Raw genomic sequence first — 14,818 nt, forward strand, 5'->3', positions numbered from 1 at the left:
GTGGGCACGGAGTGCCCACCCTACGGGATGCGGCATATTGGGTAGGGTGGGCGGCCTCCGCCCACGCGGTGATACGTGCCGTGGAATGAATCGCGTCCGCGCCGGCGGACGTCGGACGCGTGGACGGCAAGCGGTCGACGCAATGGTCAGCCGCGCCGGGTCTCCAACGTCGACACCACCAGCAACCCGCCCACGATGCACACGTGCTCCATGAACGGAATCAGCTCCGCGTGCCGCGCCGCGCCGGCCGCGTGCCAGAAGCCGTGATACAGCACCGTCGCCAGCGCCGTGAACCCGGCCAGCGCCCAGCAGCCCGGCCGCAGCCAGCGTCCCGCGACGATCGCCGCGCCGCCCGCCACCTGCAGCAGGATCGTCAGCGCCAGCATCGAGGTGGGCGCCGGCAGCCCGCCCGCCACCACTTCCTGCAGCGCGCCCTGCCAGCCCGTCACCTTGTCGATGCCGGCCCACAGGAACAGCACGCCGACGAGCATCCGCCCGGCCGTGCGCACCGTGTGGTCGAAGGCCGGCGCGGATGCGGCGCGCGCGGCGGGGGCGCGGGTGAGGTCGAGTTCGGGAGTCGTCATGGATATTCCTTTGCGGTGGATTCGGATCGCCCGAATCTACACCCGCGCCCCCGATTGCGGCTCCGTCTTTCGATGGATACGTCTGCGCGGGCAACGTGCTAGCCGGCCGCCGCGCGCCGGCGGCGCCTGCTCACGGCCTCGCCGCCGTGCCCCCAGTTGTCCGGGTTCACTTCGTCGATGACGACGAACGTGGCTTCCGGGTCCTTGTTCAAGACGTTCACCATGAGGTCGGTCGCGCCGGCGATCAGGGCGTCCTTTTGTTCCTTCGTGACGCCGTCGTCGGTCACCTGGATGAGGATGTAGGGCATGCTCGTCTCCTTGTCGCTGCGCCGGTCACCACGTGCCCGCGGTCGCGCCGCCGTCCACGCCCAGCACGACGCCGCTCGTGAAGCGGGCGTCCGTCAAATACAGCACGGCGTCGACGACGTCGTCCGTCGTGCCGGTCGTGCCGCTCGGCGCCAGCGTGTTGTAGAAGGCGCGCGTGCCTTCGTAGTCGGCGTACAGCGGGGTCTCGATGATGCCCGGCGCGACGGCGGACACCTTGACGCCGTGCGCCGCCAGTTCCAGCGCCAGCGCGCGGGTCGCGCTGTTCAGGCCACCTTTCACGAGCACCGGCAGCAGGGCCGGCACCCTGGCGTTCGGCTGCACGGCGATGCTGGCCGTGATCGTCACGATATGGCCGTCGCCACGGGCCGCCATGTGCGCCGCGGCCTGTTGCGACGGGTAGAAGAAGCCTTTCAGGTTCGTGTCGACGAGGCGGTCGACTTCTTCCGGCGTGTAGGTGTGGAACGGTTTCGCCGTGAAGATGCCGGCGTTGTTGATCAGGATGTCGACCTGGCCGAAGCGGGCGACCGCCGTCGCGAACAGGGCCGCTGCGGTGGCCGGGTCGGCGATGTCGCCGGCGACGCCGACGAAGTTGGCCGGGTTGCCCAGTTGGGCCGCGGCGGCGTCCAGGCGCGCCGCGCCGCGGGCATTGCCGACGACGTTGTCGCCCCGCTCCAGGTAGGCGCGGGCCAGCGCGAGGCCGATGCCGCTCGAGGCGCCCGTGATGACGACCGTACGACGTCGATGTGCTGCTGCGTTCATGCTCTTCTCCTTGGTTGTCCGGGCGGCGCCGGTTGCGCCGTCCATGGAGACAACTATAGGAACAAGCCGAACGTGGAAAAAGATGGGTTCAAGAAAGACAATCGATACATCATGTAATGAATCGCTTGCCGGCAAGGCGGGGGCCGCGCAGGTGCTCGACGAGGAAATCGACGAAGGCGCGCACGCGCAGCGGCGCGTGGCGGTTGTGCGGATAGATGAGGCAGAACGGACGCGTGCGGCCGCCGTGGGCCGGCAGCAGTTCCACGAGATCGCCCGCCCGGATGTCGGCGTCGACGATGAAGCGGTAGGTCTGGAAGATGCCGCCGCCCGCGCGCGCGAGGGTCACGGCGCCCAGGATGTCCTCGGCGCAGCCGTACAGGCCGTTGGTCGGCAGTTCGACGTCCTCGCCGTCCGACTTGAACAGCCAGGGGATGTTGCGGCCCGTGCTGGGCAGCGCGAACTGGATGCAGTTATGGTCGCGCAGCGCGTCCGGCGTCGCGGGCGTGCCCGCGCGCTTCAGGTACGTGGGCGCCGCGACGACGACCAGCTCCGCGTCTTCCAGCGCGCGCGCGATCATCGTCGAATCGGCCGGCGCGCGGCCGCGGATCGCGAGATCGAAGCCTTCGTCGCCGAAATCGATGTTGCGGTTGCTGAGGTGGAAATCGACCTTCACGTCCGGATAGCGGCGCGTGAACGCCGGCAGCAGCGGCAGCACGCGGTAGTGGCCATAGGGCGTGGGCATGCTGATGCGCAGCAGGCCGGACGGCGCGCTCTGGCGCCCGGTGACGGCCCGCTCGGCCTCGACCAGCTGGGCCAGCGCCTGGCGGCACTGGTCGAAGTACTCGCGGCCCGCTTCGGTCAGGTTCAGGGTTCGCGTCGTGCGCACGAACAGCCGCACGCCGAGGCGCGCTTCGAGCCGCTACACGGCCCGGCTGACGGCGGCCGGCGTGACCGCGGCCGCCGTCGCCGCGGCCGTGAAGCTGCCCAGTTCCGCGGCGGAGCAGAACAGCTCGATGCTGCCGAGCAGGATGTCGTCGAATTGGCGGCTCACCGGTGCGCTCCCGATTCATTACATGGTGTATCGATACGGGGGCATCATACCAGCCGGGCTGATCGCATCATCATTCCCTGCGGCATCGGGGAGACATGCGCCATCCGGATGACTGCTATCACCACTCATCATTGGACGGAAATGACGCAATGCAGCATCATGCTTCCTGTCTCCTCTATCTTCCTCCAAGAAAATAGATTCAAGCCCGCCAAACAGCGGGCTTTTTTTTCGCCCATCCATTTCGCCCTGCATGTCGCGCAGGCCGATCCCGGCATTTTTCACTCGGCTGAATACCGTTCCACGATGTGGGATTTCGACCATCCAAAAGATCGTTCCAATATTCCAGTCAGCAAAATTGCTTGCCGCATTGCGGAACGATAGTCTTAACCCATTGAATTCACTCATGTATTTTTAGTTCTATGTCTTATATAAGACAGAAGATCTATGCACACAGATCTCTTATGATGAACCCATGCGATTCACCCACTTCGATTCACTTTTCATGGAGTTCGACATGTCCGAGTACCAAAACGATATCCAGGCCATCGCCACCCTCAAGCAGCGCTACGGCAGCGGCTGGGATGCCATCAATCCCGAATCCGCGGCCCGCATGCGCACCCAGAACCGCTTCAAGACGGGCCTCGACATCGCCCGCTACACGGCGGCCATCATGCGCCGCGACATGGCGAACTACGACGCCGATCCGTCCCAGTACACGCAGTCGCTGGGCTGCTGGCACGGTTTCATCGGCCAGCAGAAGCTCATCTCGATCAAGAAGCACTTCAACAACACCGACCGCCGCTACCTGTACCTGTCGGGCTGGATGATCGCCGCCCTGCGCTCGGAATTCGGCCCGCTGCCGGACCAGTCGATGCACGAAAAGACCGCGGTCCCGGCCCTGATCAAGGAGCTGTACACCTTCCTGCGCCAGGCCGACGCGCGTGAACTGGGCGGCCTGTTCCGCCAGCTGGACAACGCCGAAGGCGCCGCCCGCGCCGCCATCCAGGACAAGATCGACAACTTCGTGACCCACGTCGTGCCCATCATCGCCGACATCGACGCCGGCTTCGGCAACGCGGAAGCGACGTACCTGCTGGCCAAGCAGATGATCGAAGCGGGCGCCTGCTGCATCCAGCTCGAGAACCAGGTGTCGGACGAAAAGCAGTGCGGCCACCAGGACGGCAAGGTCACGGTCCCGCACGAGGACTTCCTGGCCAAGATCCGCGCCGTGCGCTACGCCTTCCTCGAACTGGGCGTGGACGACGGCGTCATCGTGGCCCGTACCGACTCGCTGGGCGCCGGCCTGACCAAGCAGATCGCCGTGACCCGCGAGCCGGGCGACCTGGGCGACCAGTACAACAGCTTCCTGGACGTGGAAGAAGTGGCACCGACGGCGCTGGCGAACGGCGACGTCGTGATCCAGCGCGGCGGCAAGCTGCTGCGTCCGAAGCGCCTGCCCAGCAACCTGTTCCAGTTCCGCGAAGGGACCGGCGAAGCGCGCTGCGTGCTCGACTGCATCACCTCGCTGCAGAACGGCGCCGACCTGCTGTGGATCGAAACCGAGAAGCCGCACATCGGCCAGATCGGCGGCATGGTGAAGGAAATCCGCAAGGTCGTCCCGAACGCGAAGCTCGTGTACAACAACAGCCCGTCGTTCAACTGGACCCTGAACTTCCGCCAGCAGGTGTACGACGGCATGAAGGACCGCGGCGAAGACGTCTCGGCCTACGACCGCGCGCACCTGATGAGCGCCGAGTACGACGACTCGATCCTCGCGAAGGTCGCCGATGAGCGTATCCGCACCTTCCAGGCCGACGCGGCACGCGATGCGGGCATCTTCCACCACCTGATCACGCTGCCGACGTACCACACGGCCGCCCTGTCGACCGACAACCTGGCCAAGGACTACTTCGGCAACCAGGGCATGCTGGGCTACGTGGCCGGCGTGCAGCGCAAGGAAATCCGCCAGGGCATCGCCTGCGTCAAGCACCAGAACATGTCCGGTTCGGACATCGGCGACGACCACAAGGACTACTTCAGCGGCGACGCCGCGCTGAAGGCCGGCGGCAAGCACAACACCATGAACCAGTTCTGACCGGTTCTCGCTGCAAACAGCCCGGGCGCGGCCTTCCGGCCCTCCCGGGCTTTTTTTTTACCGCCCTCAGGCCGCGGCAGCCGCCAGTTCGGGCGTCCGCTCGGCGGCCGGCACGATCCGGAACCAGATCGCGTACATGGCCGGCAGGAACACGAGCGTCATGATCGTGCCCGCGAACGTGCCGCCGATCAGCGTGTAGGCCAGCGTGCCCCAGAACACGGAATGGGTCAGCGGAATGAAGGCGAGCATCGCCGCCAGCGCCGTCAGGATGACGGGTCGCGCCCGCTGTACCGTCGCCTCGACGACGGCGTCGAACGGGCCGAGTCCTTCCGCCCGGTTGTGGTCGATCTGCCCGATCAGGATCAGCGTGTTGCGCATCAGGATGCCGGACAGCGCCACGAGGCCGACGAGCGCATTGATGCCGAACGGCTGGCGGAACAGCAGCAAGGTCGGCACGACGCCGATCAGGCCGAGCGGGCTGGTCGCGAACACCATCACCATCGACGCGATCGAACGCACCTGGAAGATGATGATCAGCAGGGTGAACGCGAGCATGACCGGAAACAGCGGCAACAGGGCGGCGTTCGCCTTGCCGGCCTCCTCGATCGACCCCGCCATCGTCAGGTGGTAGCCGGCGGGCAGCGCGGCGGCGACGGGCTGCAGCGCCTTCTCCATCGCCACCGACACGTCCGGCGGCTGCAGGCCTTCCGCGATGTCGCCGCGGATCGTGATCGTCGGTACGCGGTCGCGGCGGCGCAGCACCGGCGCTTCCGGACGGACGTCGACGACGCCGACCTGCGCCAGCGGAATGCGCTGCCCGGCCGCGCCCACGAGCGTGAAGGCATTGATCCGGGCCGGGTCCAGGCGCACGGCGCCGGCCGCGCGCGCGACCACCTGCACCGACCGGATGTCCTCGCGCACCGTCGTGACGGGAATCCCGCTCAACAGGAATTGCAGCTGCTGCGCCACGCTGGCCGACGTCAGGCCGACGGCTTGCAGGCGGTCCTGGTCGAGGGTGAAATGCAAGGTCGGCACGCGGGTGCCCCAGTCGGTGTTCACGGTGCGCATCTGCGGGCTGGCGCGCAGCACGGCTTCGACCTTGTCCGCGATGGCGCGCAGCGTGTCCGGATCGGGGCCGGACAGGCGGAACGCCACCGGATACGGCGAGTACGGGCCGAACACGAGCTGGGTGACGCGCACCCGCGCGGCCGGCGCCAGGCCATCGGCGACGGCCGCGCGCAGGCGCAGCTTGAGCGCCTCGCGCTCCGCTTCGCCGTCGGTGCGGATCACGATCTTGGCGAACGACGGGTCGGGCAGCTCGGGCGCCATCGCCAGGTAGAAACGCGGCGCGCCCTGTCCGACGTAGGCCGTGACGGTGCGCGCTTCCTTCTGCCGGGCGAGCCACGCCTCGACCTGCGCCGTCGCCGCCGACGTCCGCTCGATCGACGTCCCATAGGGCATCTGGACCTCGACCAGCACTTCGGGACGGTCGGACGTCGGGAAGAACTGCTTTTTCACGACGGCCATGCCGGCGCCGGCCAGCACGAACGTGCCGATCACGATCAGCGCGACCAGCCATTTGCGCCGGATCACGGTGCCCAGCAGGCGCCGGAACCGGTTGTAATTGGGCGTGTCATAGATGGCATGATGACCTCCTTCGACCTTCGGTATCGCCGGCAGCAGCTTCACGCCCAGGTAGGGCGTGAACACGACGGCGACGATCCACGACGTCACCAGCGCGATGCCCACGATCCAGAACATATTGCTCGTGTATTCGCCCGCCGTGGATTTCGCGAAGCCGTTCGGCATGAAGCCGATGGCCGTGACGAGGGTGCCGGACAGCATCGGCGCCGCCGTGTGGCTCCACGCATACGCCGATGCCTGCACGCGGTCGTAGCCCTCTTCCATCTTCACGACCATCATTTCGATGGCGATGATGGCGTCGTCGACGAGCAGGCCCAGTGCGAGGATCAGGGAGCCGAGCGTGATGCGGTCGAAGTTCTTGCCCGTCGCCGCCATGACGACGAACACGGCGGCCAGCGTCAGCGGCACGGCCGTCGCGACGACGAGCCCCACGCGCCAGCCCATGCTGAGGAAACAGACGACCATCACGACGAGGAGCGCGACGAAGAACTTGACCATGAATTCATCGACGGCGCCGCTGATGTTCACGGCCTGGTCGGTCACTTTCGTCAGGCTCATGCCCAGCGGGACGTCCCTGTTGATGGACGCGACCTCGGCATCCAGCGCCTTGCCCAGGTCCAGCCCGTTCCAGCCGTCGCGCATGACCACGCCCAGCAGCAGCGCCGGCTCGCCGTTGTTCCGGATGAGGAACGTGGCCGGGTCCTCGTAGCCGCGCTCCACCGTCGCGATGTCGGACAGCTTCAAGGTACGGCCCTGGCTCGCGACGGGCGTGTCGCGGATCTTCTGCAGTTCGTCGTAGGCGCCGTCCACGCGCACGAAGACCTGCGCACCCTTCGTCTCGATCGAACCGGCCGGCGTCAGCACGTTGCGCGCGTTCAGCGCCGCGAAGATCTCCTGCGGGGCGATGCCGAGCGTGGCGAGGCGGTCGTGCGAGAACGACACGAAGATGCGCTCCGCCTGCTCGCCGATGATGTTGACCTTCTTGACGCCGGCCACGTGCAGCAGCCGCTGGCGCAAGGTCTCGGCATCGCGCGCGAGCAGGCGCGCGGGCTTGCCCCGCGCCTTCAGCGCGTACAGCGCGAACGTGACGTCGGCGAATTCATCGTTCACCATCGGGCCGATGACGCCGCCCGGCAGCGTCCCCTGCACATCCTGCAGCTTCTTGCGGGCCTGGTAGAACTGGTCCGGCACGGCGGACGGCGGCGTGCTGTCGAGCAGCGTGACCGTCGTGAACGCGAGGCCCGGACGGGTATAGGTTTCCGCGCGGTCGTAGTAGCGCAATTCCTGCATGCGCTTTTCGAGCGGCTCCGCCACCTGGTCCTGCATCTCCTGGGCGGTGGCCCCGGGCCAGGCCGTAATCACCGTCAGCTGCTTCACCGTGAAAGGCGGATCTTCCGCGCGGCCCAGCTTCAAAAAGGCCAGCACGCCCGCCAGCGAGACGAGCAGGATGAGAAACAGCGTGACGGACCGTTCGCGCACGGCCAGCGCCGACAGGTTGAAGCGGCTCATCGCACGCCTCCCGGCGCGGCGGCGGCCACCTGCTGCGGCGCGCGGTCGACGTCCGCCCTGGCGCGCACCTTCTCACCCTCGTGCAGCAGATGGGCACCCAGCGCGACCACGCGCTCGCCGGCCTTCAGGTCGCCCCGCACGCGGGCCATGTCGTCGCCGATCGCGAGCACGTCGACGCGGCGCCACGTCACCTGCGCCGGATTGCCCGCCACGGCCCAGACCCCGCTGCCCTTGCCGGCGTCCAGGACCGCCGCAGCCGGGACCTGCAGCGCCTTGGCCGTGTCCGCGCCGTTCCCGTCCAGGCGCAGGGTCACGGTCGCCCCGAGCGGCGCGTCGGCCAGCGGTCCGTCCAGCACGTATTTCGCCTCGTATGTGCGCGTGACGCGGTCGGCCGCGTCGGCAAGCTGCCTGAGCCTGGCCAGGCCACCGCCCTGCCCGCCATACAGCGTGGCCTGCGCCTGCGTGCCGATGCGGGGGCGCACCGTCTCGGGCAGATGGATGACCGCCTCGCGCGGGCCGGCGTGGGCGAGGCGCACGACGGTCTGTCCGGCACCGACGACCTGGCCCGGTTCCGCCAGCGTGTCGACGACGACGCCATCCGCGTCCGCCACGAGCAGCGCATAGCCGGCCGCGTTGCGGGCGACGTCGTACTGGGCCTCGGCCGCGCGCAACGCCGCCTTGGCCGAGTCGGCCGCGGCCTTGAGCTGCTCGTATGCCGACGCCGACACGGCGCCTTCCGCCACCAGGTCGCGGTAGCGGGCTTCGTCGTCGCCCGCCTGGCGCGCGCGGGCGCGGGCGGCCGCGACGGACTCGGCCTGGGCCCGGGCCTGCAGGCCGAGGTCGATCGGGTCGATGCGCATCAGGGGCTGGCCGCGGCGGACGGTCTGGCCGACGTCGACGAGGCGTTGCACGACCTTGCCGGGCACGCGAAAGCCCAGATCGCTCTGGACGCGCGCGCCGACGATGCCGGAGAACGACAGCGCGGTGGACGATGCGCCCTGGACGACTACGGTCTCGACCAGCGGCGCCGCCGTGCGCGGATCGGCAGGCGGCTTGTCGCCGCACGCCGCCAGGATGAGCGGTAACGCATACATCAGATGCGTACCCCGTGGGCGAATGGACATGGGAGCTCCTTTGGCAAGAAAGCCCCCATTTTTATACCAGTGACCAAATAAGTCAATGGTCACATCGATGAATTATGGCGCGAGACTCCTGAGGACGAGGTTGGACAGGTGCACGGTCGCGTCCTGGGCGCCGTCCAGGTTGTATTGCAGCAGCAAGGGACTGATATAGGGCTTCATGACGAGGCAGATGGCGTTCGCCGTCTCGTCCAGCGGCGTCTTGCGTTCGAATTCGCCGGACTCGCGCCCTTCCCTGACGATCCGCACGACGAGTTCCTCGACGTAGCGCTCGTAGGCGCGCACGGACGGCCAGGGCTCGAGGGCGGCCGTTGCCGCGATGTCGTACAGCTTGCGGTCGCCGAAGAAAAGCTGCGTCCCGGCGTCGACGAACGCCCGGAACATGCGGCGGAAGCGGTCCGAGGCGCTGGCGGCGTCCACGATGGCGGCGTCGACGGCGCGTCGCATGTCGTCGAGGCGGTTGCTGCAGATGACTTCGCCGATCGCCTGCTTCGAGTCGAAAAATTTATAGATGTACGCCTTCGAGAAGCCGATCTCCTTGGCGAGGTCCGACACGGTCGTCTTTTCATAGCCGTAGCGGGCGAAGTACTCGGTGGCGGCCGCGACGATCTGGGTACGGACATCGTGATCGGACGGGCCCCGGGTCGGGGGTGCGGTGTGGGCAGGTTTGTTCATGGCGATAGCTTAACGCGTAGCTCGGGAGTTTGACAAAATGTGACTAATGCGTATTATGGTCACTAGTCACCATATTTCGAAGGATACTCCATGTTCCCGATCCGCTTGCTCACGGCAGCCGCGATTGCCACCGCGGCGACAGGCTGCGCCGTCGGCCCCGACTACCGGCGTCCGGAGGCGCCCCTCCCGGACCACTACCTCGGCCAGGCCGGTGTCCCGCAGAGGCCGGCAACGGAACTGGCGGCGTGGTGGCATGCATTCGGCGACCCGCAACTGGCGGATTTCGTTGCCCAGGCGCTGGCGCGGAACCTCGACCTGGCCCAGGCCGCGGACCGGGTGGCCCAGGCACGGGCCGGACTGGGCGCGGCCAACGCGGCGCTGCTGCCGTCCGGGACCGTCACCGGCTCCGCCGCGCGCGCGTACCAGTCCGCCGAGACTCCGCTCGGGCGTGTCCTCGCCGCGACGCCCGGCACTGACCGGTGGGGCAACGCCTACGACGCGAACGTCGCGGCAAGCTGGGAAATCGATCTGTCCGGCGGCCTGCGCCGCGGCCGCGAGGCGGCGCTGGCCGACTACCAGGCATCGAAGGCAGATGCCGTCGCCGCCCGGCTCGCCGTCGCGGCGCAGACGGCGGACATCTATATCAGCATCCGCGGCCTGCAGGCCCGCCTCGACATCGCGCAGCGCCAGGTGCGGACGCGCCGCGATCTGCTCGCCAAGGTCGGGCTGTTGCACGACAAGGGCGTGGCGCCCGAATACCAGGTGCGCCAGTCGGAAGGCGAGCTGGCGCAGGCCGAGGCCGGCGTGCCCGCGCTCCAGGCCGGCCTCGATGCGGCGCTGAACGCGCTGGACGTCATGCTCGGCACGCCGCCCGGCCCGCATCGCGACGCGTTGCGGGCGCCGGCCGCCATCCCGTCGGTGCCGGCCATCGGTGCGATGGGCTCGCCCGCCGACCTGCTGCAGCGCCGGCCCGACCTGATCGCCGCCGAGCGCCGCGTGGCCGCCGGGAATGCGCGCATCGGCGCGGCGATGGCGGAATACTATCCGCACGTGTCGCTCGGGACATTGCTCGGCAGCGCGACGACCCTGTCGAGCGGCAACCTGTTCAGCGGCGGCGCCAGCCAGGGCGCGGCCGCGCTCGGCGTGCGGTGGCGGCTGTTCGACTTCGGCCGGATCGACGCGCAAATCGCCCAGGCCAGAGGCCGCGAAGCGGAGTCGCTCGCCGCCTACCGCCTCGCCGTGCTGCATGCGACGGAAGACGTCGAGAATGCCTTCTCGGCCCTGGCCAACCGCACGCGGCAGACGGCCGTCCTCGTGCGCGGCGAGGATGCGCTCGCGCGTTCGCGCGCGTCGTCGTTCGCGGCCTACCGGCGGGGTGCCGCGAGCCTGATCGACGTATTGCGCGCCGACGAGACCCTGCTGCAAACGGCCGACGCCCGCGCCGAGGCGCAGACGAATGCGGCACGCGCCGCGGTGGCGGCCTACAAGGCGCTCGGCGGCGGCTGGGAGCCGGATCTCACGCCGACCGGCATGGACAACGTGGCGGCCCTGCAGCCGGCCCGTGCCCGCTGAACCGCCAGGCCGTCAATTCCAGCGCCCGCCCGCCCCGCCGATGCTGTAGCGCCCCGCCCCGAGCAGGGCCAGCGCCACCGCGCTGCCCAGGTACATCCCCTGCAGCTCGAGCGCCCATCCGCCCGTGTCCGACAGCGAGAAGAACTGGCCCGTGTGGACCAGCAGCAGCGCCACGATCATGTTGACGACGACGATCAGCGCGGCGGCCCGCGTGAACAGGCCGACCAGGATCAGCGCCGGCGCGACCACCTCGCCGATATAGACCAGGTAGCCCAGGCCGGCCGGCAGGCCCACCTTCGCGAGCATGCCGGTGACGAAACCGACGCCGCCGATGACCTTCGACACGCCGTGAAACAGCAGCAGGACCGCCAGCACCACGCGCAGGACCAGCCTGCCCGCGTCGCCCGTCGCGGGAATGCGCTTCGTCGTTTCCATGGCAACTCCTCGTAAGTAGACGCTCGTACGTACCGTCGGGTGGATTGTACGCCGGACCGTGCATCGCACGATATCAACCCGGCAATTTCGCCGGTGCCGCATGCAATCGTTTGCATTAAAAATGCCACATAGCACGCTAGCTTACATAATTCTTCGTGCAATTCGCATTGCAATCGATTGTAATTATTTCTTTTTTAGGAAATAATTGCCACACCGTCGATGCGCGCCCCTCTTGCCCATCCAATTCTTGATGCGAGTTCCATGACCACGATGTCCGATCCGTTTTCCGCCATGCTGGACGCACTGCCTGCCGGGCTCCACGACACCCTGCAACGGCGGCTCGATCGCCACGAAGGCATCCTGCGCGAACGCCTGCAGCGCCTGTACGGCCACCTGCCCGGCCACGACGCGTGGTATGCCGCGCTGCTGGCCGACGTCGGGCGCCTGATGGCCGCGCGTCCCGCGGCGCTGCAGGCGCTCGACGCCACGCGCGAACGGCAGCCCGACTGGTTCTGCGCCCCGGCCATGCTGGGCTACAGCGCGTACGTCGACCGTTTCGGCGGCGACCTGCGCGGCGTCGCGGCCCGCATCCCGCATTTGCGCGAGCTGGGCGTGACGTATCTGCACCTGCTGCCTTTCCTGAAGCCGCGCACCGGCGAGAGCGACGGCGGCTTCGCCGTGGCCAGCTTCGACGACGTCGATCCGCGCCTGGGCACCATGGACGACCTGGAGGATCTCGCGGCCCGCCTGCGCGCGGCCGGCATCTCGCTGTGCTCGGACCTGATCCTGAACCACGTCGCCGACGACCACCCATGGGCCGCCGGTGCCCGCGCCGGCGACGCGCGCCTGCGCGGCTTCTTCCACGTGCTGCCGGAACGGGAACAGGCCGACGCCTACGAGCGCACGCTGGGCCAGGTGTTCCCCGAGGCCGCCCCCGGCAACTTCACGTTCGATGCGGAGATGGGCGGCTGGGTCTGGACGACGTTCTATCCGTTCCAGTGGGACCTGAACTACGCCAACCCGGCGCTGTTCGCGGCGGTGGCCTTGGCGCTGCTGCGGCTCGCGAATCGCGGCATCGAAGTCTTCCGGCTCGATTCCACGGCGTTCCTGTGGAAGCGCCTCGGCACCGACTGCATGAACCAGCCCGAGGCCCACACGTTGCTGCAGGCGCTGCGCGCCCTCGTCGCCATCGCGGCGCCCGGCGTGCTGTTGAAGGCGGAAGCGATCGTACCGACGCGCGCACTCCCCGCCTACTTCGGCACGGCCGACGCGCCCGAGTGCCACCTCGCCTACCACAGCACGTTGATGACGGCCGGATGGGCCGCGCTGGCCGAGCAGGACGCGCAGCTCGTGCGCGCCGTCGTCGACGGCACGCCGGCGCTGCCGCCGCATACCAGCTGGCTCACCTATGTGCGCTGCCACGACGACATCGGCTGGAAGCACCTGCTGCCCGAGGCGGGCGACATCGGCCGGCTGGCGGCCGTCGCCGATTTCTACAACGGCGCGCGCGGCTTCGCCGACGGCGTCGCGTTCCAGGGCAGCCTGGCGACGAACGGCACCGCGGCCTCGCTGTGCGGATTGCGGCATGGCGACCCCGAGGCCGCCGTCCGCCGCGTACTGCTGCTGCACGCGCTGGCGCTGGCCTTCGGCGGCCTGCCGATGCTGTACATGGGGGATGAACTGGGCATGGTCAACGACCACGGCTACCTCCTCGATCCCGCCCGCGCGCACGACAGCCGCTGGGTGCAGCGCGCCGCGTTTCCCACCGACGCCGCCGCCGCCGCCGGGCCGATCTACCACGGCCTGCGGCGCCTGATCGCGTTGCGCAGCCGGCATCCGGATCTCGCCGCCGGCGTGCCGTGCACGGCGCTGGAGACGTCCGATCCGGCCCTGCTCGCGCTGGCCCGCGGCACGCGCTTCCTGGGCCTGTTCAACTTTTCGGACCGCGCCGTGGCGGCGCCGGGCGGCCATGTCCTGCGCCCGTGGGAGTGCGTCTGGCTGGACCGCGAGAGCGGCGAACCCTTGATCTGACAACGACAACGAGGATGGAGATAAAGATGGGGATGGAGATGGAGCACTCGAGACGAACGATCGCCGTGTTCGGCGAAGCGCTGGTCGACGATTTCGGCGACCACCAGGTGCTGGGCGGCGCCCCGTTCAACGTGGCGCGGCACCTGGCGGCCTTCGGCCAGGCCGTGCTGATGCTGACCCGGGTCGGCGACGATGCGAACGGCGGCCGCGTGCGCGCCGACTGCGCGCGCTTCGGCATGGACCTCGCCGGCGTGCAGGCCGACGCGGAACGGCCGACCGGCCGCGTGCTCGTCGAGCGCAGCGCGGACGGCGGCAGCCACCGCTTCACGATCCTGGAAGACCAGGCGTATGACGCGATCGAGGCCGGTCCCGCGCTGGCCGCCGTCGCCGCGGCCGCGCCGGGCATGCTGTATTTCGGCACGCTGGCGCAGCGCGCGCCGCAATCGCAGCGCACCCTCGCCCGGCTGCTGGAAACCGACACCGCGCTGCGCTACCTCGACCTGAACGTGCGCGCGGGCCACGTCACGGAACGCTGCGTGTACCGCTCGCTGCACGCGGCCGACGTCGTCAAGGTCAACGAAGAGGAATTGCAGGACCTGTTCGGCTGGTACACCCACCTGCGCCCGTCCACGGACGACATGCGCGACGCCGAAGCGCAGAGCGCCTGCGCCACGCTGCTGCGGATCTTCAACCTGCAAGGGCTGATCGTCACGCTGGGCGCGCGCGGCGCCGTGTTCTTCGGCGCGGACGGCGCCTTCGTCGAGGCGCCGCCGGCGCGCATGCCCGGCGCCCTGGTCGACACGGTCGGCGCGGGCGACGCGTTTTCCGCCGTGTTCCTGGTCGGCCGCGCGCGCGGCTGGCCGCTGGGCGAGACGCTCGTGCGCGCCAACGAATTCGCCGGCGCCGCGTGCTGCATCGCAGGTGCGGTACCATCCGGCCTGGACTTCTATCGCCCCTTCATCGAGCGCTGGCTCGCCGCCTGACACGAGGACACTGC

The 14,818-nt window shown here is 68.8% G+C and carries 12 protein-coding genes and 1 pseudogene; 4 read left to right on the top strand and 9 right to left on the bottom strand.

The genetic code is table 11. The features are described from left to right. Nucleotides 1-146 precede the first annotated feature (146 nt). The 5 genes and pseudogenes from ACEN9Q_RS14840 to ACEN9Q_RS14860 form a co-directional block, all read right to left on the bottom strand. Nucleotides 147-584, bottom strand: a complete 438-nt coding sequence (locus ACEN9Q_RS14840; RefSeq protein ID WP_495625122.1) for a DoxX family protein — start codon at nt 582-584, stop codon at nt 147-149. 98 nt (nt 585-682) lie between these two features. Then, entirely contained in the window at nt 683-892 is a 210-nt protein-coding gene (locus ACEN9Q_RS14845) for a tautomerase family protein (RefSeq protein WP_056436019.1), read from the bottom strand. 25 nt (nt 893-917) lie between these two features. After that, nucleotides 918-1,670, bottom strand: a complete 753-nt coding sequence (locus tag ACEN9Q_RS14850; protein WP_495625123.1) for an SDR family NAD(P)-dependent oxidoreductase — start codon at nt 1,668-1,670, stop codon at nt 918-920. 109 nt (nt 1,671-1,779) lie between these two features. Further along, nucleotides 1,780-2,721, bottom strand: a pseudogene (locus tag ACEN9Q_RS14855) (substrate binding domain-containing protein). Between the two features lie 18 nt (nt 2,722-2,739). Continuing rightward, nucleotides 2,740-3,126: a hypothetical protein gene (locus ACEN9Q_RS14860; protein ID WP_495625124.1), complete on the bottom strand. Its 387-nt coding sequence runs from the start codon at nt 3,124-3,126 to the stop codon at nt 2,740-2,742. A 109-nt stretch (nt 3,127-3,235) separates the two neighbouring features. On the opposite strand from ACEN9Q_RS14860, the gene ACEN9Q_RS14865 reads away from it, so the two are divergent. Beyond that, the gene (locus ACEN9Q_RS14865) at nt 3,236-4,816 is read left to right on the top strand and encodes an isocitrate lyase (protein ID WP_495625125.1); all 1,581 of its coding nucleotides are present in this window, start codon (nt 3,236-3,238) and stop codon (nt 4,814-4,816) included. Nucleotides 4,817-4,882: 66 nt separating this feature from the next. On the opposite strand, the gene ACEN9Q_RS14870 is transcribed toward ACEN9Q_RS14865, so the two are convergent. From ACEN9Q_RS14870 to ACEN9Q_RS14880, 3 genes are all read right to left on the bottom strand, one after another. Beyond that, complete coding sequence (locus ACEN9Q_RS14870) at nt 4,883-7,969, bottom strand: efflux RND transporter permease subunit (protein WP_495625126.1); 3,087 nt, start codon at nt 7,967-7,969, stop codon at nt 4,883-4,885. Continuing rightward, nucleotides 7,966-9,093 carry an efflux RND transporter periplasmic adaptor subunit gene (locus ACEN9Q_RS14875; protein ID WP_495625127.1) on the bottom strand — a complete coding sequence of 376 codons (1,128 nt, stop codon included), beginning with the start codon at nt 9,091-9,093 and terminating at the stop codon, nt 7,966-7,968. The genes ACEN9Q_RS14870 and ACEN9Q_RS14875 overlap by 4 nt, the downstream gene beginning before the upstream one ends. A gap of 72 nt (nt 9,094-9,165) precedes the next feature. Continuing rightward, entirely contained in the window at nt 9,166-9,783 is a 618-nt protein-coding gene (locus tag ACEN9Q_RS14880) for a TetR/AcrR family transcriptional regulator (RefSeq protein WP_495625128.1), read from the bottom strand. A gap of 90 nt (nt 9,784-9,873) precedes the next feature. On the opposite strand from ACEN9Q_RS14880, the gene ACEN9Q_RS14885 reads away from it, so the two are divergent. Continuing rightward, complete coding sequence (locus ACEN9Q_RS14885; RefSeq protein WP_495625129.1) at nt 9,874-11,355, top strand: efflux transporter outer membrane subunit; 1,482 nt, start codon at nt 9,874-9,876, stop codon at nt 11,353-11,355. Nucleotides 11,356-11,367: 12 nt separating this feature from the next. Here ACEN9Q_RS14885 and ACEN9Q_RS14890 read toward each other — a convergent pair whose 3' ends face one another. Then, entirely contained in the window at nt 11,368-11,790 is a 423-nt protein-coding gene (locus tag ACEN9Q_RS14890; protein ID WP_082547699.1) for a DoxX family protein, read from the bottom strand. Between the two features lie 261 nt (nt 11,791-12,051). On the opposite strand from ACEN9Q_RS14890, the gene ACEN9Q_RS14895 reads away from it, so the two are divergent. Together ACEN9Q_RS14895 and ACEN9Q_RS14900 are read left to right on the top strand one after the other, a co-directional pair. Continuing rightward, nucleotides 12,052-13,821 carry an alpha-amylase family glycosyl hydrolase gene (locus tag ACEN9Q_RS14895; RefSeq protein WP_495625130.1) on the top strand — a complete coding sequence of 590 codons (1,770 nt, stop codon included), beginning with the start codon at nt 12,052-12,054 and terminating at the stop codon, nt 13,819-13,821. A 26-nt stretch (nt 13,822-13,847) separates the two neighbouring features. After that, on the top strand, nt 13,848-14,804 hold the full coding sequence (locus tag ACEN9Q_RS14900) for a PfkB family carbohydrate kinase (protein ID WP_495625131.1): 957 nt from the start codon (nt 13,848-13,850) through the stop codon (nt 14,802-14,804). Nucleotides 14,805-14,818: the final 14 nt, after the last annotated feature.

Source organism: Massilia sp. Masssp93 (assembly GCF_059491295.1).

Bases quoted from the DNA above. Each gene is read 5' to 3' on its own strand.
- ACEN9Q_RS14840 (WP_495625122.1), bottom strand. From the start codon at position 584: ATGACGACTCCCGAACTCGACCTCACCCGCGCCCCCGCCGCGCGCGCC.
- ACEN9Q_RS14845 (WP_056436019.1), bottom strand. From the start codon at position 892: ATGCCCTACATCCTCATCCAGGTGACCGACGACGGCGTCACGAAGGAA.
- ACEN9Q_RS14850 (WP_495625123.1), bottom strand. From the start codon at position 1,670: ATGAACGCAGCAGCACATCGACGTCGTACGGTCGTCATCACGGGCGCC.
- ACEN9Q_RS14860 (WP_495625124.1), bottom strand. From the start codon at position 3,126: ATGAGTGAATTCAATGGGTTAAGACTATCGTTCCGCAATGCGGCAAGC.
- ACEN9Q_RS14865 (WP_495625125.1), top strand. From the start codon at position 3,236: ATGTCCGAGTACCAAAACGATATCCAGGCCATCGCCACCCTCAAGCAG.
- ACEN9Q_RS14870 (WP_495625126.1), bottom strand. From the start codon at position 7,969: ATGAGCCGCTTCAACCTGTCGGCGCTGGCCGTGCGCGAACGGTCCGTC.
- ACEN9Q_RS14875 (WP_495625127.1), bottom strand. From the start codon at position 9,093: ATGTCCATTCGCCCACGGGGTACGCATCTGATGTATGCGTTACCGCTC.
- ACEN9Q_RS14880 (WP_495625128.1), bottom strand. From the start codon at position 9,783: ATGAACAAACCTGCCCACACCGCACCCCCGACCCGGGGCCCGTCCGAT.
- ACEN9Q_RS14885 (WP_495625129.1), top strand. From the start codon at position 9,874: ATGTTCCCGATCCGCTTGCTCACGGCAGCCGCGATTGCCACCGCGGCG.
- ACEN9Q_RS14890 (WP_082547699.1), bottom strand. From the start codon at position 11,790: ATGGAAACGACGAAGCGCATTCCCGCGACGGGCGACGCGGGCAGGCTG.
- ACEN9Q_RS14895 (WP_495625130.1), top strand. From the start codon at position 12,052: ATGACCACGATGTCCGATCCGTTTTCCGCCATGCTGGACGCACTGCCT.
- ACEN9Q_RS14900 (WP_495625131.1), top strand. From the start codon at position 13,848: ATGGGGATGGAGATGGAGCACTCGAGACGAACGATCGCCGTGTTCGGC.